The organism is Streptomyces sp. NPDC051018, from assembly GCF_044456085.1.
GTDB lineage: Bacteria > Actinomycetota > Actinomycetes > Streptomycetales > Streptomycetaceae > Streptomyces.
Genome location: NZ_JBITFN010000008.1, coordinates 57,826 through 81,575, shown reverse-complemented (window position 1 = coordinate 81,575; position 23,750 = coordinate 57,826). Strand labels below are relative to the sequence as shown.

At 71.4% G+C, this 23,750-nt stretch carries 18 protein-coding genes; 5 read left to right on the top strand and 13 right to left on the bottom strand.

Annotation, left to right across the window (positions count from 1 at the left end; genetic code table 11):
* Position 1 precedes the first annotated feature (1 nt).
* Genes ACIBCM_RS15900 through ACIBCM_RS15890 form a run of 3 tightly spaced genes read right to left on the bottom strand, consistent with a single transcriptional unit; the run spans position 2 to position 3,033 of the window.
* Positions 2 to 1,492 (bottom strand): tripartite tricarboxylate transporter permease, encoded by a 1,491-nt coding sequence (locus ACIBCM_RS15900; RefSeq protein ID WP_399243460.1) that lies wholly within the window; start codon positions 1,490 to 1,492, stop codon positions 2 to 4.
* 3 nt (positions 1,493 to 1,495) lie between these two features.
* On the bottom strand, positions 1,496 to 2,023 hold the full coding sequence (locus ACIBCM_RS15895; RefSeq protein WP_399243870.1) for a tripartite tricarboxylate transporter TctB family protein: 528 nt from the start codon (positions 2,021 to 2,023) through the stop codon (positions 1,496 to 1,498).
* Between the two features lie 26 nt (positions 2,024 to 2,049).
* Positions 2,050 to 3,033, bottom strand: coding sequence for a Bug family tripartite tricarboxylate transporter substrate binding protein (locus ACIBCM_RS15890; protein ID WP_399243458.1), 984 nt, complete (start codon positions 3,031 to 3,033; stop codon positions 2,050 to 2,052).
* A gap of 130 nt (positions 3,034 to 3,163) precedes the next feature.
* Between ACIBCM_RS15890 and ACIBCM_RS15885 the strand changes: the two genes are divergently transcribed.
* Both ACIBCM_RS15885 and ACIBCM_RS15880 read left to right on the top strand, forming a co-directional pair.
* Positions 3,164 to 3,853, top strand: coding sequence for a response regulator (locus tag ACIBCM_RS15885; protein ID WP_399243457.1), 690 nt, complete (start codon positions 3,164 to 3,166; stop codon positions 3,851 to 3,853).
* 438 nt (positions 3,854 to 4,291) lie between these two features.
* On the top strand, positions 4,292 to 5,290 hold the full coding sequence (locus ACIBCM_RS15880; protein WP_399243455.1) for a lytic polysaccharide monooxygenase: 999 nt from the start codon (positions 4,292 to 4,294) through the stop codon (positions 5,288 to 5,290).
* Positions 5,291 to 5,367: 77 nt separating this feature from the next.
* Here the strand turns inward: ACIBCM_RS15880 and ACIBCM_RS15875 are convergent, their stop codons facing one another.
* On the bottom strand, positions 5,368 to 6,279 hold the full coding sequence (locus ACIBCM_RS15875; protein ID WP_399243453.1) for an esterase/lipase family protein: 912 nt from the start codon (positions 6,277 to 6,279) through the stop codon (positions 5,368 to 5,370).
* Positions 6,280 to 6,566: 287 nt separating this feature from the next.
* On the opposite strand from ACIBCM_RS15875, the gene ACIBCM_RS15870 reads away from it, so the two are divergent.
* Entirely contained in the window at positions 6,567 to 7,652 is a 1,086-nt protein-coding gene (locus ACIBCM_RS15870; RefSeq protein WP_399243451.1) for a DUF3533 domain-containing protein, read from the top strand.
* A 172-nt stretch (positions 7,653 to 7,824) separates the two neighbouring features.
* On the opposite strand, the gene ACIBCM_RS15865 is transcribed toward ACIBCM_RS15870, so the two are convergent.
* Entirely contained in the window at positions 7,825 to 8,910 is a 1,086-nt protein-coding gene (locus ACIBCM_RS15865) for a S1 family peptidase (protein ID WP_399243449.1), read from the bottom strand.
* A gap of 442 nt (positions 8,911 to 9,352) precedes the next feature.
* On the opposite strand from ACIBCM_RS15865, the gene ACIBCM_RS15860 reads away from it, so the two are divergent.
* Positions 9,353 to 10,219 (top strand): alpha/beta fold hydrolase, encoded by an 867-nt coding sequence (locus ACIBCM_RS15860; RefSeq protein ID WP_399243447.1) that lies wholly within the window; start codon positions 9,353 to 9,355, stop codon positions 10,217 to 10,219.
* A 586-nt stretch (positions 10,220 to 10,805) separates the two neighbouring features.
* Here ACIBCM_RS15860 and fxsT read toward each other — a convergent pair.
* From fxsT to fxsA, 5 genes are all read right to left on the bottom strand, one after another.
* Positions 10,806 to 14,750: an FxSxx-COOH system tetratricopeptide repeat protein gene (gene fxsT, locus ACIBCM_RS15855; RefSeq protein ID WP_399243445.1), complete on the bottom strand. Its 3,945-nt coding sequence runs from the start codon at positions 14,748 to 14,750 to the stop codon at positions 10,806 to 10,808.
* Positions 14,734 to 16,095, bottom strand: a complete 1,362-nt coding sequence (locus ACIBCM_RS15850) for a TIR-like protein FxsC (protein ID WP_399243443.1) — start codon at positions 16,093 to 16,095, stop codon at positions 14,734 to 14,736. The genes fxsT and ACIBCM_RS15850 overlap by 17 nt, the downstream gene beginning before the upstream one ends.
* Positions 16,096 to 16,194: 99 nt before the next feature.
* The gene (locus tag ACIBCM_RS15845; protein ID WP_399243441.1) at positions 16,195 to 16,971 is read right to left on the bottom strand and encodes an aminoglycoside N(3)-acetyltransferase; all 777 of its coding nucleotides are present in this window, start codon (positions 16,969 to 16,971) and stop codon (positions 16,195 to 16,197) included.
* Positions 16,964 to 19,318, bottom strand: coding sequence for a radical SAM/SPASM protein FxsBH, inactivated beta-hydroxylase extension form (gene fxsBH, locus ACIBCM_RS15840; protein WP_399243440.1), 2,355 nt, complete (start codon positions 19,316 to 19,318; stop codon positions 16,964 to 16,966). The genes ACIBCM_RS15845 and fxsBH overlap by 8 nt, the downstream gene beginning before the upstream one ends.
* A 20-nt stretch (positions 19,319 to 19,338) precedes the next feature.
* The gene (gene fxsA, locus ACIBCM_RS15835) at positions 19,339 to 19,497 is read right to left on the bottom strand and encodes an FxSxx-COOH cyclophane-containing RiPP peptide (RefSeq protein ID WP_399243439.1); all 159 of its coding nucleotides are present in this window, start codon (positions 19,495 to 19,497) and stop codon (positions 19,339 to 19,341) included.
* Positions 19,498 to 19,716: 219 nt separating this feature from the next.
* Here fxsA and ACIBCM_RS15830 point away from each other — a divergent pair, with 219 nt between their 5' ends.
* Positions 19,717 to 20,649, top strand: coding sequence for a DUF4231 domain-containing protein (locus ACIBCM_RS15830; RefSeq protein WP_399243437.1), 933 nt, complete (start codon positions 19,717 to 19,719; stop codon positions 20,647 to 20,649).
* 254 nt (positions 20,650 to 20,903) lie between these two features.
* Here the strand turns inward: ACIBCM_RS15830 and ACIBCM_RS15825 are convergent, their stop codons facing one another.
* The 3 genes from ACIBCM_RS15825 to ACIBCM_RS15815 all read right to left on the bottom strand — a co-directional run bounded on the left by ACIBCM_RS15825 (position 20,904) and on the right by ACIBCM_RS15815 (position 23,750).
* Positions 20,904 to 21,383 carry a hypothetical protein gene (locus ACIBCM_RS15825; RefSeq protein ID WP_399243868.1) on the bottom strand — a complete coding sequence of 160 codons (480 nt, stop codon included), beginning with the start codon at positions 21,381 to 21,383 and terminating at the stop codon, positions 20,904 to 20,906.
* A 255-nt stretch (positions 21,384 to 21,638) separates the two neighbouring features.
* Positions 21,639 to 22,547, bottom strand: coding sequence for a S1 family peptidase (locus ACIBCM_RS15820; protein ID WP_399243435.1), 909 nt, complete (start codon positions 22,545 to 22,547; stop codon positions 21,639 to 21,641).
* 258 nt (positions 22,548 to 22,805) lie between these two features.
* On the bottom strand, positions 22,806 to 23,750 hold the full coding sequence (locus ACIBCM_RS15815; RefSeq protein ID WP_399243433.1) for a DUF1684 domain-containing protein: 945 nt from the start codon (positions 23,748 to 23,750) through the stop codon (positions 22,806 to 22,808).

The window sequence follows — 23,750 nt, the reverse complement described above, 5'->3', positions numbered from 1 at the left end:
CCTATACGTTACTGCGGCGCATGATCAGCTTCTTCAACCACGGCCACGCGAGCAGGATGACGATCACGGCGTAGACCGTGACGGAGAACGCTGTGTTGAACAGCCCGGAGACGCTGCCGTTGCTGATCTGGAGCGCCCGGCGCAGCTGCTGCTCGGCGGCCGGGCCGAGGATCACACCGATCACGGCGGGCAGGACGGGGAGTCCGTACCGCCGCATCCCGAAGCCGATCAGACCGATCACCAGCAGGATGACCAGATCGAGTGCCTCGCCGCCGACCGCGTACGCGCCGACCCCGGCGAAGAAGAGGATTCCCGCGTACAGATACGGACGGGGGATCCGCAGCAGCTTCGCCCAGACCGGGGCGAGCGGCAGGTTCAGCGCGAGCAGCAGGACCATGCCGACGAAGAGGGAGGCGATCAGGCCCCACACCAGATCGGGCTCGCGCTCGAAGAGGAGCGGTCCGGGCTGGATGCCGTACTGCCGGAAGGCGGCGAGCATCACCGCGGCGACCGCCGTCGTCGGCAGACCGAGCGTGAGCATCGAGACGAGGGTGCCCGCCGCCGAGGCGGACGCCGCCGACTCGGGTCCGGCCACACCCTCGATCGCGCCCTTGCCGAACTCCTCCTTGTGCTTGGAGAGCCGTTTCTCGGTGACGTACGACAGGAAGGTCGGGATCTCCGCACCGCCCGCCGGGATCGCCCCGAAGGGAAAGCCGATGGCGGGGCCGCGCAGCCAGGACTTCCAGGTGCGCCGTACATCGGACTTGGCGAGCCAGGGGCGGCCGACGGGTATCGGCTCCGCCGTGTTGCGGCGCAGATGGGCGGCGACCCAGAGCGCCTCGCCGATGGCGAAGAGCCCGACCGCGACGATGACGACGTCGATGCCGTCGGCGAGTTGGAGGGAGCCGAAGGTGAGCCGCTGCTGGCCGGTCATCTGGTCGAGGCCGACGAGTCCGATGGTGAGGCCGATCAGCAGGGAGGCGAGTCCGCGGATCCGGGAGGAGCCGAGGACGGAGGTGACCGCGATGAACGCCAGCACCATGATGGCGAAGTAGTCGGGGGCGCCGATGTCGACCGCGAGTTCGGCGATCTTGGGGGCGAGGGCGACCAGCAGGATCGTACCGATCATGCCGCCGGCGAAGTGGCCGATCGCGGCGGCGGCCAGTGCCTGGGACCCTCGGCCCGCCTTGGCCATCGGATTGCCTTCGATGGCGGCGACGACGGCCGCGCTCTCCCCCGGGGTGTTGAGCAGGATGGAGGTGGTGGAGCCGCCGAACATGGCGCCGTAGTAGATGCCGGCGAACATGATGAACGCGCCCGTCGGTTCCAGGCCGTACGTCACGGGCAGCAGCAGGGCCACCGCCATCGCCGGTCCGATGCCCGGCAGCACACCGATCGCGGTGCCGAGGAGGACGCCGAGCGCCGCCCAGAGGAGGTTGACCGGGGTCAGGGCGGTGCCGAAGCCGTCCAGCAGCGAATTGAATGCGTCCACGGGCTACAGCACCCCCATGAGCGGGCCGCCCGGCAGGGGAACGCCGAGCAGGTCGTTGAAGACGTAGTACGTCAGGAGGGCGAGTACGGCGGCGATCATCGGGTCGCGGGTGTAGTTCCTGCTGCCGAGGGCGAAGGCCGCTCCCCAGAAGAGCAGGGTTCCGGCGATGGGGAAGCCGATGGGGCCGATGAGCACGGCGAAGGCGAGGAAGACCCCGGCGAGCAGCAGGACGGTCTGCCAGTCGCTGGGTTCGCTCAGATCGATGTCCTCACCGCCCTCGGCCTCTCCGCGCCCGCCCCGCAGGACGTCGACGGCGAGCAGTACGGCGACGAGCAGCAGACCGATGCCGACGACCACGGGCACGGTCTTGGGGCCGACGGGACCGCGCTGGGCGATCTCGACGTCCATGGTGAGCGCGTCGGTCAGGACGAGTACTCCGATGGCGAACAGCAGGACGCTGACGCCGAGTTCGGAGTGTTCGCGCAGCCATGTACGGCCCGGACCGCCCGCGCGCGGGGGGCTGTCCGCCATCTGCGGCCCGGGAGATTTCTGCGAGTTCACAGTCCCAGCTCCTTCAGCACCGAGTCCACGCGCTTGTCCTGCTCCTTGAGGAAGTCACCGAACTCGTCACCGGTGAGGAAGGCGTCGCTCCAGCCGTTCTTCGTCAGCGACTGCCGCCACTGGTCGGAGTCGTGGAGAGCCTCGATGAGGCTGATGAGCTTGTCGCGTTCGGCCTTGGAGAGTCCGGGCGGGGCGACGATGCCGCGCCAGTTGGTGAACTCGGTGTCGAGTCCGGCCTCGCGGAGCGTGGGGGCGTCCAGGCCGGGGACCCGCTTGGGGCCGGTGACGGCGAGCAGCCGCAGTTCACCGGACTTGATCTGGTCGAGGTACTCGCCGACGCCCGAGACTCCGAAGGCGACCTTGTTCCCGAGGATGGAGGAGAGCAGTTCGCCGCCGCCGTCGTAGGGGATGTAGTTCACGGTCTTGGGGGCGATCCCGGCGGCCTGGGCCATCAGCATGGGGGCGAGGTGGTCGGGCCCGCCGGGTGACGAGCCGCCTCCGACGGCCAGCTTGCCGGGGTTCTTCTTCCAGGCGGTGAGCAGGTCCTGGATGGTCTTGTACGGGGAGCTCTTGGAGACGACGACGATGTCCTGCTCCTCGGTGAGCCGGGCGATCGGGGTCGTGTCGGAGAGCGTCTTGGGGGATTTGTTGGTGTGTACGGCTCCGACGACGCCCAGGCCCATGGACATGGCGAGCCGGCCGTTGCCGTGTTCGCCGACCAGCCGGGCCAGACCCACCGTGCCGCCGGCGCCGGGCAGGTTGAACACCTCGATGTTGTGGGTCAGATCGGCGTCCTCGGCGTTCTTGGCCGCTGTCCGTGCGGTGATGTCATAGCCCCCGCCGGGGGTGTTGGGGACCATGAACCGCAGACCGGGGATCTGGGTACCGGTTTCGGAGGCGTCGCCGGTGCTGAGCAGGGGCGGCCCCACGATCACCAGCAACGCGGCCCCGAGCAGGGCGAGGGGAGTGCGCAATCGCACGTGAGCCGCCTCTCAGGTAGGGGGAAGGTGTGAGGTGGCCCACATGTTGCCGGTGCGTTAAGGAAGTGTCTCTCTTCCGGAATCAACGGACGTTGTGGTCGTTGTGGTCGCGCCATAGCGTGTGCGCGTGATGAGTGTGCTGGTGGTGGACGACGACTTCATGGTCGCCAAACTGCACTGCCGCTATGTGGCGGCGACGGAGGGATTCAGGGTCGTCGGGGTGGCCCACAGCGGTGCGGAGGCGCTGCGCGCGGCGGAGCGGCTGCGGCCGGATCTTGTCCTGCTGGACATCTATCTGCCCGATATGGACGGTCTGAGGGTGCTGCGTGAACTGCGTGCCGCCGAGGAGCGGGACGCGACGCGCACCACGGTCGACGCGCTGTTCATCACGGCCGCGCGGGACGCCGGCCTGGTGCGGGCCGCGCTGCGCGCCGGCGCGCTGCACTATCTGATCAAACCGTTCAACCAGGCGGCCCTCCAGGAGCAGTTGCGCCATGTCGCCACGCTGCGCTCCCGCTTCGAGCGGCTGGGAGAGGCCCGCCAGGAGGACGTGGACCAGATCTTCGGCACCCGCCCGCCCGGCTCCCGTGAACTCCCCAAGGGCCTCGCGGCCCACACCGCCGAGCTCGTCGAGCGCATTCTCCGCGAGCACCCCGGTGATCTCTCGGCCTCGGAGTGCGCCGAGGCGGGCTCGCTGTCCCGCGTCAGCGCCCGCCGCTATCTGGAGTACTTCGTGGAGACCGGACGCGTCGAGGTCACCCTCCGTTACGGCGGTACGGGACGCCCGGAACGCCGCTACCGTCTGCTCGGCGGCTCCTGACAGCGGCTCCCGTGGCTCCTTCGCCCGGAGTCGGGGCGCCGTTCATCCGCGCGCTGTTCCTTCGTGGGCTGCTCGGTCGTGCGCTGATCATTCGCGCGCCGTTCATTCATGGGCTGCTCGGTCGTGCGCTCTCCGGCCGTGCGCTGCCCGGCCGAGCGGGCGCCCGATGGCCGGGAAGCCGCCCCCGGTCCCGCTCCCGATGCCGCTCCTGGGCCGTTTTCCGGCCGCTTCCTCAGCCCGTACTTAGCGCCTCCTTAAGCCAAGGATAAGGATGACGATGTTGTCGTCCTCCGAGGCGATTCCGGTGCGCCGAGGGGCTAGCTTGCTGCTCGCCGGGGCTTGGTCCGAACCAGTGCGCAAGAGGTGAACACGGGCCGCGCCGCCCGTTCGGACCAGCCCTGGACCCCCACGAATGCCCGTCTTGAGGAGAACGTCACCATGACCGCTCGCCGTAAGGTCACCACGGTCGTCGCCCTCGGCTTCGCGCCGCTCGCGCTGGCCGGGCTGGCGGCAGCTCCGGCCTCCGCCCACGGCTCCATGACGGACCCGGTGAGCCGGATCGCCGCGTGCTACGCCGAGGGCCCGGAGAGCCCGGACTCCGACGCGTGCAGGTCTCTCGTCTCGACGGGTGGCACCCAGCCGCTGTACGACTGGAACGAGGTCAACATCGGCGACGCCGCCGGTGCCCACAAGAGCAAGATCCCTGACGGCAAGCTGTGTAGTGCCGGACGTGACAAGTACAAGGGTCTGGACGCCCCCCGCGCGGACTGGCCGTCCACGAAGATGGCCGCGGGCGACCACACCTTCCGCTGGCGGGCCACCGCTCCGCACAAGGGCACGCTGTCGCTGTACATCACCAAGGACGGCTACGACCCGGCCCAGCCGCTGAAGTGGTCGGACCTGGAGGAGCAGCCCTTCGCCTCGGTGACCGACCCGTCGCTGGAGAACGGCGCGTTCGTCTTCAAGGGCACCGTGCCGAACAAGTCCGGCCGTCACCTGGTGTACTCGATCCTCCAGCGCTCGGACTCCCCCGAGGCGTTCTACACCTGTTCCGACGTCGTCTTCGGCGGCGCGGGCGGCGCCGTCGTCGCGGCGGCTCCCTCGGACGGACAGATCAAGAAGGGCACGGCGAAGTCCTCGGTCGACCACAACGGCCACGGCGGCGACACTCCGGCCGAGGCCAAGCGGAACGAGACGTACGCCGAGAACGCGGCGGCCGGTGACGGCACCGCCGCCGACGGTACGGCCACGGCCGGGACCGGCACCTCCGGCAGCGCCCCCGAGGCCCAGGGCGGCGGCACCGAGAGGCTCGCCAAGACCGGCGGCGACAGCAACACGCCGTACATCGCGCTGGGCGGTGCCACGGCTCTCGCGATCGGCGCCGGAGTGATGTTCGCCGCGGCGCGGCGCAGGGCGGTCGGCGGCCGGGGCCGCTGACCCTCCCCCAAGGCACCACCGGTGGTGAAACCGACCTTCCCCCCACGGCACCGCCGGTGGTGAAACTGCGCGTCCGTCTAGTCGAAGACGGACGCGCAGTTCGTTGTGGTGGCCTTCGCCGGATCGAGGGCGTTGGCCACCTCGTGGTGGGCGATCCGGTCGAAGAGGCCGATGGCGAGATGCTCGGACGCGTCGAGCGCGCACAGGTCCTGGACGACCACGTTTCTGACGTCCGGTCCCGTCAGGAACTGCGAGCGGTACGGGGTGACCACCTGGTCGTACCTGGTGGCGATGACGGTGTACCGCACCCCGGGCACCGTGTCCCCGCCCTCGTTGAGCCTGCGCAGGAAGGCGGAGCCCTCGATCTGATCGGCGAGCGCGGGGGTGGCGGACGAGATCAGCTCCCGGGCTCCGGGGAAGTACGGCAGCAGCCGGATAAGGCCGGACAGGGTGGTTCCGTGGTTGCTGGGGGCGATGCCGATGAGCGCGTTCACCTTCGCGGCGCCGCCCAGGTACCTGAGGTAGTAGCGCGGCATCATGCCGCCCTGGGAGTGGCCGACGAGATCGGTCTCGGACGCTCCGGTCGCCGCCAGCACCCTGTCGACGAAGGCACCGAGCTGACCGGCCGAGGCGTCGACCGGGCCGAGGCCGTGGAAGAACGGCACACCGGGCAGCTGCCCGTAGTCGAGGGAGTAGACGCAGTATCCGCGGGCGACGAGATAGGGGGCGAGGCCGAGCCAGTTGTCGATGGCGTTCCCCAGGGTGCCGTGGACGAGGACGACCGGGCGGGGATGCGCGGCGGACGGCTTGCAGGACCAGTCGTTCCAGCCGCTGCGGGGAGCCGGGGCGGTGGACACCCCGGCAGCGGCGGGAGCGGAGGAGGCGGAAGCGATCGTGGTGGGAACGGCGGTGGCGGTGGGGGCCGGACCGACGGCCGCGGCCAGCAGCACGGCGGCGGCGGGGCCGAGCAGGCGTTTCCAGGGCAGCATCGAGCAGTCTCCTTGCGGCTAAAGGGGAGTGGCGACGAGCGGGGATCGGGGCGGCGAAGATTGTGGTGCCCACGACAAGCTACGCACGGGTAACCGTGGCTGGGAAGTTACGCGTCGGTAAAAACTGATTCCCTGTCAGTACGCTCGGCGGGCGCCCGGGCGAGCGCCGGCACCCGGGGTCGCCCCGGCGAGCGGGCGGGTTCCCGGGTAGCCCGGGCGGACGCGGCCATCCGCCATTCGGCCCCGCCCCGACTGCGCGATCCGGGCGCTCCGCCGACCGTGAGCCCATGACGCGGACATCGGACGGCCCCCACCAGGACCCGCCTGCCCCCTCCCGTACCGGGTTCCGGGCCGAGGTCCGGGACGCGGTCGGCGTACGCGCCGCGCTCCTGGTCATCGGGGTGCTGGCGCTTCAGCTCGCCTTCATCGCCTCGTACATCGGAGCCTTCCACGAGCCGAAACCGCACAGGATCCCGCTCGCCGTCGTCACCCCCTCCGCCGCCGCCGGCCAGGAGACGGTGGCGCTGCTCGCCTCGCTTCCGGGCGATCCGCTCGACCCGCGCGCCGTCGCCGACGAGGCCGCCGCACGGCGCCAGATCGAGAACCGGGAGGTCGACGGGGCACTGGTGATCGGCCCCCGGGGCCCCGACCGCCTCCTCGTCGCCGGGGCGTCGGGCGCCTCGCTCGCCCAGGCCCTCACCGAGGTCGTGGCCACGGTGGAGAAGTCCCGGGGGCGCGCCCTGGAAGTGGTGGACGTGGTCCCCGGCTCCCCCGGCGACGCCCGGGGCCTCTCGTCCTTCTATCTGGCCGTGGGGTGGTGCGTGGGCGGATATCTGTGCGCGGCGGCGCTGGCCATCAGCGCGGGCGCGCGGCCCGCCAACCCGGAGCGCGCCCTGATCCGGCTGGGGGTACTGCTGGTGTACGCGATCGTCGCGGGGCTGCTCGGCGCGGTGATCGCCGGCCCGGTGCTGGACGCGCTGCCCGGAGGTGTGCCCGCCCTGTGGGGGCTCGGGGCTCTGCTGGTCTTCGCGGTGGGCGCGGTCACCCTGGCCCTTCAGGGGCTCGCGGGCATCGTCGGGGTGGGGCTGGCGATCCTGCTGGTGGTCGTCCTCGGCAATCCGAGCGCGGGCGGGGCCTATCCGTATCCGCTGCTGCCGTCGTTCTGGCGGGCGATCGGGCCCGCGCTGCCGCCGGGCGCGGGGACGTTCGCGGCCCGCTCCATCGCGTACTTCCGGGGCAATGGCGCGGGCGGCCCGATGCTGGTCCTCGCCGCCTGGGCGGTGGGTGGAACGGTGGTCACCATGGTGTGCGCGCTGCTGCGGCGCCGGTCGGCGAACACCGTGACGCCGGGTGAGGGCCGGCCCGCCGGCTGAGGAACCCGGCGCCCCGGGACGCCCGCCGCCGGACCGGCCGGAAGGACCCCCGGGGTCAGCGCGCGGGACCGGAGCGGGCGCGGACCGGGCCGCCGGAGCGGGCGCGGGGCCCCGGGCACGGGATCCGGGCCCGGGGCACCCGGGCGCGCCGTGCCCGCGTACCGCTGAAGCCTCAGCCGATGGTCGCGCCGTACGCCCCGAGCGCCTCCGTCACGGGCTGGAAGAACGTCTGTCCGCCCGAGGCGCAGTCACCGCTGCCGCCCGAGGTGAGGCCGACCGCCCGGTCACCGGAGAACAGCGGGCCGCCGCTGTCGCCGGGCTCGGCGCAGACCGAGGTCTCGACGAGTCCGTTGACGATGTCACCGTTGCCGTAGTTCACGGTAGCGTCGAGGCCGGTGACCTGGCCGTCGTGGACCCGGGTGGTGGAGCCGCTGCGCCGCACCGGCATCCCGACGGTCGCCTCGGCCGCTCCGGTGATCCGCTGGGTCCCGCCGTCGTAGAGGTTGACCTCGCTCGGCTGAAGTCCGCCCGCGGTGTACGCGACCAGCGCGAAGTCGTCGCCGGGGAACCGCGAGTCCACCATCCGCCCGAGGTCCGGCCCGCCCGGGGACGCGGACCAGCGGCTGCCCACCGCTCCGCAGTGCCCGGCGGTCAGAAAGTGCGGGGCGCCGTCCTTGACGACGTTGAAGCCGAGGGAGCAGCGTCCGCCGTCGTTGTGGATGGCGTCGCCGCCCGCGGCGAAGGGCTTGAACTCCCCGGCGGACTTCCTCAGTTCGGCCTTGTGGCCGAGCCCTTCGACCACCTCGCTGAGCCGGTTCCAGCTCGCGCCCGTGACCGTACGGTCGGCGGTGACGACGACCTTGTTGGTGACCGGGTCCACGGCCCAGGACGTGCCCGGGATGGCCGCCTTGTCGGTGAGGGTCCGCCGGGCGCCCGCCAGTTCGGCGAGGGTGTTCTGCACGACCCTCGCCCGGCCGCCCGCGTCGCGCACCGAGTCGGCGGCGGCCTCGTCGGCGACGTTCACGACCAGCGATCCGGCCGCCGCGTCGTAGTACGTGCCGATGAGATCGGGCCCGAGTTCGTCGCTCAGGCTGGAGGCGAGTTTTCCGGCCGCCGTCACCGACAGGGGTTTCACGGGATACCGCTGGGTGACATCGCTCGCGTTCGCGCTCTGCAAGGTCAGGCCCGCCGCCATCACCGCGAGAACGGAGCCGCCGGTGATGGCCAGTTTTCGCTTCGGTATGCGTCGGTGCTTCAACGTCGACCTCCTGTGGGGGCCGTATCCGCGCGCGCGTGGGGAGCGTTGCGGACACGGAGGATCAACGGCCCACTATTCCGATGCGGATCGCCGCCGCACAAGGCCGACTTCAGGACGCGGGCCCGGCAACGCGGGCGCCCGCACGCTGCCTTCACCGGGCATCCCGCCGCAGGAACGTCACCTCCGCGAACACCGTGAGCGACCGGAGCAGAGGCAACGGGTGAGGACTGGACCTGTCCGGTTTTCGACCATCGCTGCCCGGAACGCGCTCCCGTACGGGACCGGAGTCCGGCACACCGTCCCTCGGAGCGATCGAACCCGCCGCCAAGTGATGACAAATCACAGCCGCTCCCGGCCACCGATGGGTCATCATCATGGGGGCGGGGAATGCCAAGGTCGTGGTGTGTGCCCGCGCAGGGCATCCACGGATAAGGGGGCGGGGGTGCGACGTCGGGTGCGCGCGGCGGACGGGCGGCATCTGGTGGTGGAGCGGCTGGGGGATCCGCGCGGCAAGCCGGTCTTCCTGCTCCACGGCACACCGGGCAGCAGGCTCGGCCCGGCACCACGGGGCATGGTGCTCTACCAGCGCCGTACACAGCTGATCGCCTACGACCGCCCCGGCTACGGCGGTTCGGACCGGCTGGCCGGGCGGAGCGTGGGCGATGTGGCCCAGGACGTCCGGGCGATCGCGGACGAGCTGGGACTGGACCGGTTCGCCGTCGTGGGCCGCTCGGGCGGTGCCCCGCACGCGCTGGCCTGCGCCGCCCTGATGCCCGACCGGGTCACCCGTACGGCCGCGCTGGTCACCCTCGCGCCCCGGGACGCGGACGGGCTCGACTGGTTCGAGGGCATGGCCGCGTCCAACGTCCACGCGTACACCTCGGCCCTGGACGACCCGGCCGGGCTCGCCGAGCGGTTCATCCTGCGCTCGGCGGAGATCCGGCGGGATCCGATCCGGCTCCTCGACGAGCTGCGCAGGGAGCTGACCGACTCGGACCGGATGGTCGTCGCGGACGCGGGCGTACGGGGGATGCTGCTGCGCAACTACCAGGAGGCGCTGCGTACGTCGGCGTACGGCTGGATCGACGACGCGCTCGCGTTCTGCAGCCCCTGGGGCTTCGACCCGGCGGACATCACGGGCCCGGTCATGCTCTGGCACGGGGAGAAGGACGTCTTCTCGCCCGTGGGGCACTCCCGCTGGCTCGCGGAGCGCATTCCCGGGGCGACGGCGGTCCTCGAACCGGCCGCCGCGCACTTTGACGCGTTGCACGCGTTGCCGGGCATCCTCAACTGGTTGCTGGACCAGTGAGACCCGCGCCCGGGGCGTCTCCGGGGCGCTGTCCCGGACCCGGCGCCTCAAACGCCGGCGGGGCTGGGTTTCTCCCGGTGGGCCCGGCCCCCGGGTTCGGGCTTCCGGGGCCGGGCCCCGTACTACCAGGGGAGCTCCGCGCCCCCGGGGCTCCGCCCCGGACCCGGCGCCTCAAACGCCGGCGGGGCTGGAGTGTTCCCCCCACCCTGAACCCCGGGCAACCAGGGCCGAACCCCGGGGGGCGCCGCCTCAAATGCCGGTGAGGCTGGAGTGCCCCCACCCCGAACCCTGGGCAACCAGAGGCCGGCCACCGCACCCCCGGGGCTCCGCCCCGGACCCCGCGCCTCGAACGCCGGCGAGGCTGGGTTTGTCCCGATGGGCCCGGCGCCCGAACCCCGGGCAACCAGGGCCGAACCCCGGGGACGGCCCCTCAGACGCCGACGAGGCTGAAAAGTGTCCCCCCCACCCCCGAACCCCCCCGGGACGCCGCCGCAATCGCCGGCGGAGCTGGGTTTCTCCCGATGGGCCGGCGCCCGCACCGGGACCGGTGCGGGCGCGCCCCCGAGACCGGCCGGGTGTGGCTGGATCAGACCGCAAGGGGCTCCAGATCGCGGTGGACCCGGCGTTCGTCGCGGGCGATGCGGGTGAGGGCGTGCTCCTCCCCGAGCAGCCGGGTCAGTTCGTCCACGGTCTCCGCCCTCAGTTGCGCGGCCTCGTCCTTGCGGCCCAGCATTCCCAGGGTGACGGCGAGGTTGGAGGCGATGCCCAGCACCTCGGGGTGGTGCGGTCCCAGGACCTCGCGCAGCCGGGTCACGGTCCGCTGCTCGATGTCCAGGGCGTCCCGCAGATTACCGAGGTCGGCGAGGGCGTTGGCGAGGTTGATGGTGCAGTACAGGGCGTGCGGATGGCTCTCCCCGAGGATGTCGGTCATCTTCTCGGTCACCTGGATCAGCAGCTGCTCCGCCGCCTCCGGGTCGCCGCATCCCCAGTGGAAGATGCCCAGGTTGTTGATGGCGGCGAGGGTGTACGGATGCCGCTCCCCCGGCACCAGCATGTACTGGTCGACGACCTCCTGTGCCAGATCCCGCGCCGCGACCGGCTCGCCCGCGGCGAACAGGTCGGCCGCCAGGTTCAGATCGCAGGCGAGCGTGTCCGGGTTCGCCGACGAGTACTGGGTGCGGTAGCGGTTGCGGGTGGCCGTGGTCAGCCGCCGCGCGTCCTCCAGATGCCCCGCCCTGCGCAGGGACACGGCGAGGCTCTTGCCCGCCGCCAGCGTGCCGGGGAAGGTACGTCCGAGCTGCTGCTTGAGCAGTCCGTAGGTACGGGCGAGCAGATTGACGGAGTCCTCGTAACGGCCGACCTCGCGCAGATCGCGCGCGAGGGAGGTGGCGGAGGACAGGGTGTAGGGGTGCTCCGGGCCGAGGACCTCGGTACGGCGGTCGAAGACCTCCTGGTCGATCTCGCGGGCCCTGCTGTACTGCCCGACCATGCGCAGATTCAGCGCCAGGTTGTTGGCGGCGGCGAGCGTACGCGGATGGGACTCGTGGAAGATCTGGCTGAAGCCCTCATGGGCCTCGGTGGCCAGCTCCATCGCCCTCCCGTAGTGCCCGAGGGTGCCGAGGTCCATCGCGAGACCGCTGGTGGTCATATAGGTGTGCGGATGAGTGGGGCCGAGCACCTTGCGCTGGCGCTCCAGGGTCACCTCGTCGAGTTCCTTGGCCTCCACGTAGCGGCCCTGCGAACGGTAGATGTTGGAGAGGTGGAAGCGGAGGTAGAGGTACTGGAGATCGTCGTTCCCCAGCATCTCCCGCCAGCTCGCGCGCACTTCGTTGCCGAGGGAGGCCGCGGTGGCCCAGTCGCCCCGCTTCCACAGATAGCGCACCCGGTCGATGAGGAGCCGGCGGGTCTCCGGCTCCCGGCAGTTGCGCGCCTCCGAGGTGCTCAGATGCGGCCAGATGGTGGCGAACCGGGGCCAGGTCTCGGGGTTGTCGATGGGTTCGTCGTCATCGGGCCGGGCGCCCGCGAGGACCCGGTGGACGGCGTGCCGGGCCGCCTGCTGCTCCTCCTCGGAGAGCTGGGCCCTGATGACGGCCTGGACGAGCCGGTGGACCTGGATGCTGTTGGAGACCTGGTCGACCTTGGCCAGGGCGAACCGGCCGATCTCCCGGATGACCCGGCCGAGCACCAGCTTCTCCTGGAGGGAGGCGTCGTACGGCTTGAGCGCGTCGATCATCTCCTTGCTGTAGAGCAGATTGGCCGAGATCGGCTCGGGGGCGAAGAAGGCGCAGAGCTGGAGCAGCCGGACGGCCGCGGGCGAGCGCTCCTTGAGCCGCTCGATGGAGACGTTCCAGGTGGCGGCGACCGGCTCCGGGTATCCGGCCGGCTGGTTGAGCGCGAGAACGCTGGTGGTCTGCTCCTTGAGCTGTTCCAGATACGCGGCGATGGGCGTCGCCGTCTCCGCGATCCAGGCCGCGGCCTGCTCGACGGCGAGCGGCAGATCGCCGACGGCGGTGGCGACCTGGTCGGCTTCGTCGACGGTCAGCCCCCGGGCCCGCCGCTGGAGGTGTTCGATGGACTCCTCGCGGGTGAACACGTCGATGGGCAGGGCGTCGCCGTACTGCGACCAGGTCTGGTTCCTGGAGGTGACGAGGATGTGCCCGGGGCCCTGCGGCGGGAAGAACCGCTTGAGCTGCTCGGGATCGTCGGCGTTGTCGAAGACCAGCAGCCAGCGGGTGGAGGGCACTCCGCGCCGCAGGAGGTCGATGGCCTCCCTGGACGCGGCGGCCATGTCGTCGCCGCCCTGTGCGCCGAGGCGTACGGCGAGTTCGGCGAGCCCGGCGATGACGTCGTCGTTCTGCTCGGCGGAGATCCACCACACGAGGTCGTAGTCGGCCATGAACCGGTGGACGTACTCGATGGCGACCTGGGTCTTGCCGACGCCGCCGAGCCCGTACAGGGTCTGCGGCTGCGGCAGTACGGCGGCCACCGACATCCCGCCGCCGAGCTGGTCGCGCATCCGCTCCAGGGCGACCGCCCGGCCGGTGAAGCCGGGGTTGCGGGGCGGCGCGTTCCAGATCTTCGGCACGGTGCCGGGGAAGCGCGGACCGGGCGACGTGCTGTCCGGGAGCTGGACGGGACGGTCCAGCGCGCGCAGCAGGGCGCTGGTCGCCTGGACCTCGTCGAGGCGGAACAGATCGACGGGGTTGCGGTCGATGTAGGGGGTGGTCAGCCTGACGTCGCCGACCCGGATGGGCAGCAGATGGTGCCGTCCGCCGCTGGGGTCCTCCGCGGCGGCCCGCGACCAGACCTCCACCGCGCGTGAGGACTTCAGATACGCGCCGGAGAGCAGCACCACGGTCCGTGCGGCGTTCTCGGCGGCGATGCCGTCGTCGGCGCCCGGTTCGCGGTCGACGGAGACATCGCGGGGCACGACACGGAATCCGGCGCGGGTGAGCAGGGCCTCGATCCAGTCGGCCCACATCCGGTTCTCCGCCACATAGCTGAGGAAGAGATCGGCGGGCAGGGCGGGCCGGCGCCGGGTGAAGGCGTCCTTGATGCGCAGCCGGGTGTCCTCCCCGATGGTGGGCATCGAGGTGACCTGCTGCTCGGTGATGACGGCGGTGAGCCGCTCGAAGGCGGAGAGCAGCGAGTTGGTGAGACCGGCCTCGTCGCCGAAGGTGGCGAGCGTCTCCTCGTACGCGTAGTAGGGGCGGTACGGGATCTCCACCGCGCCCCAGTAGGAGGTGAGTTCGTCTCCGGCGAGCCCGCTGGGAAACCGGTCGAACTTGACGCGGGCCAGTGCCCGTCCGGCGTCCGCCTTCTCCTTCTCACCCTCGTCGATCCGCATCGGCACGGGGTAGATCTTGATGCCCCGGCCGCCGTAGCGCTCGTCGATCTGCCGGGCGACGGAGGCCGCGCCGTCGATGGACTGGTCGCTGAGGGTGAAGCAGTCGACCAGCACATCGGGCAGATGGACGGTGCAGATATCCGCTATGTCGCTGAGTCCGGTACGGCTGTCGATGAGGACGTAGTCGTAGTTGGCCTTCATGTCGTCTCGGAGCGCGTCGAAGAAGAGGCCGCCGCCGAGCCGGTCGTAGAAGTTGTCCCAGTCGAAGGTGGAGACGGTGGCGGAGTACTCGCGGTTCTGCCGGCCCGCGGACACGAAGTCGAGGGTGCCCCCGTCGGGGAACTCCCAGCCGAGGATCTCGGGGGTGAGGGAGACGGCGTGCGGCTGGATCCGGGCGTAGTCCGTGTGCCAGTCGTCGCGGCGGACGGTGTCGGGGGTGATCGCGGCCCAGGCGTACTCGGTGATCAGATCGATGATGCCCGTGGTGGCACCGAGGGTGGAGGGGTCGAGAAAGGGGTGGAAGAAGCGGTGCAGGCCCGGCGCCTCCAGGTCCCAGTCGACCGCGAGGACCCGCTTGCCGTTGGCGGCAAGGATCCACGCCGTGTTGGCGAGGGCCATCGTGCGGCCCGTACCCCCCTTGTACGAGTAGAAGGTGACGATGCGTCCGTCACGACTGGCTGTCATCCGTGTCCTCCGCATCGGGGGCTGCTGAGCGCATGTCCGGGACGTACTGGGTGGTGCCGTACTCGGCCATGGGGCCGCGGAGTCTGGGGCGTTCGCCCCGGGCCGCCGTCCCCGGTGGTGGTGCGGGTGGGAAGACCTCGGCGTGGCGCAGATACTCCTGGGCCGCCGCCTCGACGACCTGGGGGAGGATCTGCCCGAACGCCTCCATGCTGAAGATGCCTCGTGCGGCGGCCCGGCAGGCGGGGCGGCCGTGGTGCAGTTGGTGCGGCATGGTCCGCTCCAGCCGTTCGGCCAGTTCGGCCTCGGATATCCGGCTCTGGGGGTCGTCGCGGTTCCAGGGGACGACGACGGTCACCCAGGGGCGCGGCTGGGCGTCGAAGGCGGCGAGCCGTGCGCATCTCTCGTCGTCCGCGAGTGCCCAGCGGTCGATGAGGAGGATCTCGGGGCGGCTGGGGGGCTGGCCGGGTTCGGGCGGGGTCTCGTGGTCGAAGGAGGAGACCGTCGCCTGGTAGTTCAGCGAGCGGACGAGGTCCTGCGCCACATACGCCAGTGGCCGCGCCGAGTCCGGGTGGTACGGGTTCCAGTCCTGGGACTGTTTGCCGTAGTAGTCGGGGGCGCGGCCTTCGGGGAGATCGTGATGGGTGGGTGCGGCCACCGTCAGATGCATCGGCCGGGGTCCTCCAGTGGGTTTTCCGAACGCGCTGGGGGCATGGCGGTAGTCGACCGGGCTGCCGGGGGTGACCCGGGTGGTGTCCGCGACGGCGACGATCCGTTTCGCCAGTTCGTAGACGGCGGCTTCGTACTCCTCGGCGAATATCCGCAGTTTGATCAGGCCGTAGAGACCGTCGGTGACATAGCGGTCGCCGAAGGCCCGGTGGTTGAACTGGAGCCGCTCGGCGGGGCCGGGAAGCTGTTCGGGGGGCATCGGCACCCACAGGGCGGGAACGATCGCGTCCGCGGGACGGTTGCTCTTGGCCTGGTGGTAGATGGCCCGCTGGGCGAAGGCGTACCACTCCTTGCCGCACATCTCGCTGGCGAAGTAGCGGGGGGAGAACAGGGGGACGAACACCCGGCAGTTGGCGAGGACTTCACCGAGTCTCTCGGACCAGCCCTCTCCCGAGCGGATCTCCCGGTCCATGAATCCGGCCGGTGCCCCGGCCGGCAGATCCGTCATGGCCATCACATGGCCGCACAGATCCCGGAAGAGCCGCTCCACCCACATGTCCGGGTCGGGGCCCCCCGCCCCGTACCGCGGTGTGTGGGCGTAACTCAAGAAAAAGTACGGCCGATGATCCGCCGCACGTTGCGCTGAATCCGACACACGACCCCCGTCCTGTGTAAGCACTCGCCCTCCACCCGGCCTCCGCACCCTGCATCGGTGAGAGATGCGAGCGAATTAATCATTCCGGAGCCGGGCCCACTCCTTCCCCCGTCCTTCAGTCATTCACCGCCGCTTTTCGGACATCCAGTGTTCCGCGTGCCGGACCGCGTCCCTGATCGCGAACAATCGCGCGGGCCGGCCTCCCAGCTGTCCCTTCCGTTCCATCCCCCAGGGGAAATCCGCGCCGATGGAGCCGAATTCGCCGTCGTCGAGGACGACGTCCTCGTACTCCGTCCATTCCTTACCCCCGCCGGGCGGCCGAACCACACAGGAGTAGCGCCTTCTGGGAGCTTTCGGGTGGTACTCGGCAAGGTGGAAAGCGGTGCACACATCGAATCCGACATTGATCAGCAGCACCTTCGCGTCCGCTCCGTACAGGGCCCCGAGCGGGGAGTCCCAGCCGAGGTGGGAGGTGAGCGGGTGGCGGGCGAGCAGTTCCCCGGCGCGTGCGCCGACGGCGGCGAAGGACGTCTGGGGATGGGTGCTGCGTACGGCCCCGACGGCGAGGCGCACCGACTCGGCCAGCCGGCCCATCCCCTGGCTCGGGGTCGTGGCCGGATCGAAGGCGGGCATGTCCGCCCGGAAGGCCGCCGCCTGCTCGGGTGTCATGTCGCGCACCCGGGCGCGGAAGGCGTGGGAGGTGTCGGAGTTCTGCTCGGTGAAGGCGGGGACGACCAGGGTGCCGCCGGGGCCGACCGCGGCGAGCAGGGCGTCCCGGAGGGGGTCCGCGTCGAGCCCGGTGCCGCTCAGGGAGGCGTGCACGAGCAGCGTGGTGCCGTGGTCCACGCCCAGCCGGGTGAGTGAGAGCACCAGCGGATCGGCGTGGCGGGTCTCAGCCACGGCCCGCTCCGTCCAGCTCCGCGCGCAGGCCGGCGAGGAGCCGCCGCCCGGCGACGGTGAACTCGGCCGCGCCCTGAAGGGTGTCCAGGGCCGCCGTGGCCGAAATCGCTCCCCGGGGTTCGAAGGCCGCGAGTCCGGCCCGCTCCCAGACGTCCGCCAGCAGTTCGGACACCGGAACCTCCTCGTCCCGCCAGGGAGCCGGGTGGCGCCAGTGGCCGTCCTGGGCGTAGAGATCACTGACCTGGAGCAGGGCGTTCAGCTTCGTACGCCGGAAACCGCGCAGCAGCTCGACCGCGAGTTCGCGGGAGGTGGGGGGCAGGGCGATTCCCAGCGCTCCATAACCGTGCCCGCCGACGGCCCGCTCACGCGTGGAGGACCGGCCAAATCCCGCTGGTACGGGGGCGGCCAGCGGGGTCAGCGTGGTCAGGCAGTCGGCCGCCTCGGCGGCCTGGGCGGGCGCGGCGGCGCGCAGCAGCGCCCAGGCCCCGGTCAGCCGCTCGTCCCACAGGGCCGCCTCCGCCGGGTCGAGCCGACCTCGCGCGGGGGCGCCGAAGCGGTCGCGGTAGGGGTCGAGGTCGTCCAGCCGCAGCAGGGGGGTGCCGTCCCGTCCGCCCACCGTGCGCACGGGCCGCCAGCCGGGGGTGTCCTCCCCGGGATGTACGGCCAGGGGCGCGCGCCCCTCGGCGGTGACCCGGAATCCGCCGTTCCCGGTGGGCTGTACCCGTGCGTGACCGCTCTCGCCCGGCCCACCCGTACCGGATCCGCTCCCACCCGGGCCGCCTCTGCCCGCACCGGGCCCGCTCTCGCTCCCGCCCGGTCCCGGGCCGCTTCTGCCCTCGCCCGGGCCGCCGAGCGTCAGCTCACCGAGCATGGGCAGCCGCAGCAGCCCCCGCTCGTACGGCACCCGGAGCGCGGGTCCCGAGCCGGCCCCGATCAGCGCGGCGGCGAGATACGCGGGCAGCCGCAGGGCGAGCGCGACCGCGTCCGGACGGTCCTCACGGAGCGCGGCGAGCGCGTCCTCCAGCCAGGTACGGGTGTAGGGGTGGCCCCAGACGGTGTCCAGGAGGTCACCGCTGCCCTCCAGCTCGACGGTCAGCTCCCAGGCGTCCTGCCACGCCCGGCCGCCGCGTCCGTCCAGTTCACGGCCGAGCGCGGCGGTCAGCAGCCGGGTCACGTCCTGGTCGTCGGCGAGCAGGGCGCCCGGTTCGGACACGGAGAGCGGCACCAGCCGGTCGGCGGTGCGCCGCTCGACACCGCGGATGAGCGCTTCGAGGTCGGTGCAGTACACGGAGGTGTCGTCGAAGCCGTTCCCGGTGCGGTAACGGTGGGTGTAGAGCCCGCCGCCGCAGGACCGTACGACCGGGCAGCTCCGGCAGGTCCCGCTGACCGAGGAGAGCCCCAGCTGGCGTGCTCTGACCCCGGGGTGGGCGGCGACCTCGTCGAATGTGTGGGTGAAGACGTCGAATCCGGTGGCCGCGGCTCCCTCGTAGGCGCTCTTGAGCGAGTCGACCTGCTCCAGGGCTCCGTCGGTCTCCACGACGACGAGGTCCGTGGGAGCGAGGCCCAGGGACTCGGTGAGGCTGGGGCCGCCGGTGAGGGTGGACAGGACGGACCCGAAGAGCCGGACCGGGACGGGGCGGCCCCGCTCGTCCCAGCGGTCGAAGACCGTGAGCAGCCAGTCGGCGTACGCGGTGGGCGAGCCGTCGGGTCGGGCGGGAGGCTCGTCCCAGGTGGCGTGCGGAAGGAGGAAGTCGATGCGCGGGGGTTCCAGCTCGGCGAGCGCGTCGTACACGGCGACGGGGTCGTTGGCCACGTCGACGGTGCACAGCAGACCGAGGTAGAGAGGGCGGTAGCGCTCCTCGCGCAGAAGGTCGACGGCCCTGAGGACCAGCGGATGGCTGGTGCGTCCGTCGGCGAACCGGCGGTGCCGGTCGTTCGCGGTGCGGTCGCCGTCGAGGGAGATGCCCACCTTGACGTCGAACTCGCCGAACAGGTCGAGAAACCGGGGGCTCAGCTGTAAGCCGTTGGTGTGGATACGCAGATCGAGTTCCGCCACGCCGTCGAGTGCCGTGGTCAGTTCCTCGCAGACGCGGCGCAGCCGCGCGGGCCCCGCCAGCAGCGGCTCCCCTCCGTGCAGGATCACTGACACGGAGGGCAGGGCATGATGTTTGGCATGCTCGGCCAGTCGCAGAGCTGTCCAGGAAATCGCCTCGTCAGAGATCGCCTTCGGGCGGGTACGCCAGCTCTGATCAGCGTGTTCGTAGATGTAGCAGTGGTCACAGGCCAGATCGCATCTGCTGTGGACCTTCAGCACGATCTCGCGGAATGGGACCAGAGGGCCTGTCATTCCACCAGTCTAGAGCCGGGCTACAGCGACGAGTTGAAGGTGGAGACGCGCACGGTCCGGTCGGCGGGAGCCGGGACGACCCGGGCCAGCTTCTTCGCGGCGTCGCCACCGCGGACGTCGAGCCGCGCCAGGGGGACTCGGTTCTGCTTCGCGGCGGCGAAGGATGCGGAGGTCGTCATGGGGGGCCGTCCTTGTGATCTGTGTACATGATCCAGCTGTACAGCACGGGAACCAGGCACCATTGCGGTGCCCGGCGGCACGACTTTACTCTCACAGCCACGCGCAGCAACTCAGCACGTGAACATCGGTCGGAAGAGTTGCGTCACACTCCCGCAAAACAGAGCGGAATGGGTGACTCCGTCCAATGGGTGACGGCATAACAGCAGACAGGGGGGCGCATGTCCGGGATTCCCGGCCCACTGCACAGCACGGTGTTCCGTAACAGTGATCTGCCCGCGCTCTTCCATCACACGGACGCCATAGCCATTTCCCGTCAGCGGGAGGCCGTGGGCTCCACCCGGCGCCAGCTGCTGTTTCTGGTGGTGGGCGCCGCGGCGGCGGCCCTGCCCGCCTCCTGGAAGCTCGGCGAGAGCTTCCAACTCCCCGGGGCTCTCAGCGCGTTGGCGTACGCGGGTGTACTGGTGCTCGGTTACCGCGTGTCACGGCGGAAGGCAAAGTCGCAGTGGCAACTGAACAGGTCGGCCGCCGAGTACATCAAGTCCATGTGCTGGCGCTATTCGGTGCACGGAACACCGTTCGACGCGTCCTCGCCGGACGGGGACGAATTGTTCACCCGGCGGCTGGAGGAAGGGCTGCGGGAGCTCTCCAAGGTCGGCTGGCGTGATCCCCGGACGGATGTTCCCGATGTGGCGGACGGAGAACTCATCACCCCGGCGATGCGGCGGCTGCGGGACAAGCCGTTCGGCATCCGCAAGGAGACGTACATCAGGGACCGTCTGATCGAGCAGCGCAACTGGTACCACCGCAGTGCGGAGATCTCCCGCAAGGCCACCTTATTGTGGTCGGGGACGATCGGGATACTGACGCTTCTCGCCTTCTTCTTTTCGCTTCTGCACACGTTTTCACTCGCCGAGTCGGTCGATGTGGTCGGCATGCTCTCGGCCGCCGCGGCGGCGTGCCTGGCCTGGAGCGAGATCCGACGCCATCAGCCCCTCATCGCCGCGCACTCACTCGTGGAGGAGGACCTCGCGGCGATGCACACGGCGATGGAGACGACGGTGACGGACACTCAGTGGCCCTCCGCGGTGTACGAGACGGAGCGCATCGTCTCCCCGCAGCACACGGACTGGCTCGTACGCCACCGCAGCTGACCGGGAGGAACGCGACGGACCGCACGGGAACACCAGGGCCCGCCACGGGACATGGCCCAGGACCGCGCGCGTACGGGACACGGCTGGGTACGCGGAAGGCCAGGTGCCGGGTCGAGTGACGGAACGGGTGCCGGGTCGGGGGTTCACGGCCCGCGTACGGTGGTGAGCCACCGCAGTGTCAGGACGCCCACGCGCCCGCGACCCGGGGCGAACCCGGGCCCGGAACGCCGGTTAGGGCGCCCCGCGCCCGGGGCTCAGGGCCGCCGGACGCCCTCGCGCCAGATGATCGTCACCGGCTTTCCGAGGCCGCGCGCGTAGTGGACGATGTCCGCCGTGCCGCCGAGCCCCCGCGACGGGCCCCCGTCCCAGACGGCGACCAGCCGGTCGCAGTTGTCGGCGATGTACGCCCCCGCCGCGTAGTACGCCTCGTCCGTGGAGTGCGGGAAGGCGAGCCGGACCTCCCGGGTGGCACGCCCCCGCAACTGCCGGAAGCTCGCCAGCTCGCCGGGGGCGCTGAAGCCGTCCTCGTAGTCGCCGCTCGGGATGACCACGGTCAGTTCGGCCCCGAAGGACAGGGCGAGATCCGCGAAGAGCTGATCCGCGCCGACCGCGAGGCTGGAGAACGCCTCCAGCGCTCCTTCGTGATGGCGCAGCGCCGTGTGGATCCCGGCGCGGACATATGCGTATGCCTCGGGAGGGATGTTCCGGTGACCGGTCACTCCGATGCGCTTCACTGCTTCGCGACCCCCGTCTCCGCCGTGCTCCCGATGCTCTGACATCGTCCCAGACGAGGGCGTGGCGTCGAGTCCCCGTCCTTCATACGGACGGGGACTCGGCCGTCGCGGTACTCAGGGGACGGGCGCACGGTTCCTTCCCGGGGACGCGGGACCGGGCTCTTCCGCCCGCCGGCGGACGCCGGAGCGGTCCGGGAGCGGGGCCGGTCCGCCGTCACGCCGGCGAGCGGGTCAGCGGGTCAGCGGGTCAGCGGGTCAGTAGACGCTCACACCGTAGGCGCCGAGCGCCTCGGTGACGGGCTGGAAGAAGGTCGTACCGCCCGACCTGCAGTTGCCGCTGCCGCCCGAGGTCAGTCCGATGGCCCGGGTACCCGAGTAGAGGGGGCCGCCGCTGTCGCCGGGCTCGGCGCAGACATTGGTCCGGATCAGCCCCTGCACGATGTCGCCGCCACCGTAGTTGACCGTGGCGTTGAGCCCGGTGACGGTACCGCTGTGGATGCCCGTGGTGGAGCCCCTGCGGGTGACGGCCATACCGACCGTGGCACTGGCGGCGGCGGTGATGTCGACGCCAGCGACCGTGCCGGGGCGGGGCAGGGCGGCATTGGAATACCGCACCAGGCCGTAGTCGTTGCCCGGGAAGCTGGATCCGGCCGTGGGGCCGATGGCGGTGGTACGGGCGGAGTTGGCGTACCAGGTGCCGGCACCCTCCGTGCAGTGCCCGGCGGTCAGCAGGTAATAGGTGCTGCCGCTGCGGACGTTGAAGCCCGCCGAGCAGCGCCAGGCGGCCGCGTAGACCGCGTCGCCGCCGGAGATGAGCATGGAGAGCACACCGGGGGCGCGCTCGACGCGGATCGCGCCCGCGTCGGGCCCGGCCGCCCGCCTGATCCTGTCGATCCCGGCGCGGGAGACCATGCTGTCGGCCAGGACGACCAGGGTTCCCTTCGCCGGGTCGATGTGCCAGGCGGTGCCCGGCACATCCGCTTCGAGTACGGCGTCGCTCGCGTTGCCGAGCTGCCGGGCGTCAAATGCAGCGGCCGGCGCGGGCTCGGCACCGGCCGCGGGGACGACGGCGAGCGCTCCGGCGACGGACAGCCCTGTGGTGACGGCGAGCAGACGCATCCGTCTGCCGAGGGTGCTGCGGGGGGTGGTGCGCTTGATCCTCACTTCGCGTTCCTCCGAGGGAATCGGGGGCCCGTCGGGTGGGGCCCGTGAGGCGCGGCCATGGAGCACGGTCCGTTCTCCGGCTTTTTCGTCGTGCCCCTGACAAGCGCTGCTCGGAGTATTCGACCGGCCGACCGCCCGCGCAAGGCCGTCTTTCGGTCGAGTGAGGGGTGAGTGCGCCGGTGGGACGCGAGGGCCGGACGTGACCCCGGCGCCTGTGCGTCGCCGGGGTCGGGGAATGCTCGCGTCAGCGGTGGCCGATCATCGGGCGCGCAGCCTCCGCTCGCCCGCGGGCACACCCGTCGCCAGGGTGTTGCCCGGCGGCGGGAAGGGGCAGATGAAGTGGTCCGCGAAGGCACACGGCGGCAGCAGCGCGCGGTTGAAGTCGACCGTCACCGCGCCGTCGCCGTCCGGCGCCGGGGGCCGCAGAAAGCGGAAGCGGTAGCTACTGTTTCCGCTGGTGGCATCCGCGAAGACGGCCCACAGTGAACCGTCGTCCTCGATCGCCACGCTCAGCGTGTGCTCCTCGCCACCGAGCCGGAAGACGATCTCCCCGGCGAGACCGAGGCCGCGCTCGCGCCCGTCGGCGTTCTCCACCCGTACACCTCGGCTCTCCGGGTACGCGCGAAAGTGCCCCGGCACCGCCCAGCGGGGGTCGTACTCCGTCGTCTCGATGCCCGCGAACGCCCGCCGCGCCGGAGCGTCGGGGTCGAAGTCACGCACCGCCCACAGTCCCTCACGGCGCATCACCACCAGGCGCCGCGCGCCGTAGCCGACCCGGGCGCCGTCGATCGGCCCATGGTCGGCACCCAGCCGGACGGAGCCGGTGAGGGGCTTGCCGTCGACCGTGAGCCCGTCGCCGTGGTCCGCGGTGAGCACCACCTCGCCGCCCTCGGCCCGCCAGTCGCCGGGCACGGCCGGAATTCGCCCTTCCGGGTAGTCGTCGAGCCAGTGGGTGGCCGTCAGGGAGAGCGGCCCGTACGGCGCGGTGATCGTCTCCAGCCGCCGTTCGTGCCACTTCCGCCAGTGCCGGCGCTCCCGTTCGCCGTGGCCGGGGCGCTCCGCTTCCTCGTGCGCGGGGCGCGCCCGCCCGCTCCGGCCGCCGGGGCCGCCATGGGCCTCCCGGCCGCCGGGGCCACCGCGCCCGCCGGATCCCGTGGGGCCGTCGTGACCGCTCGGGTCTGCTGGGTTCGGGTCCGTGCTCAT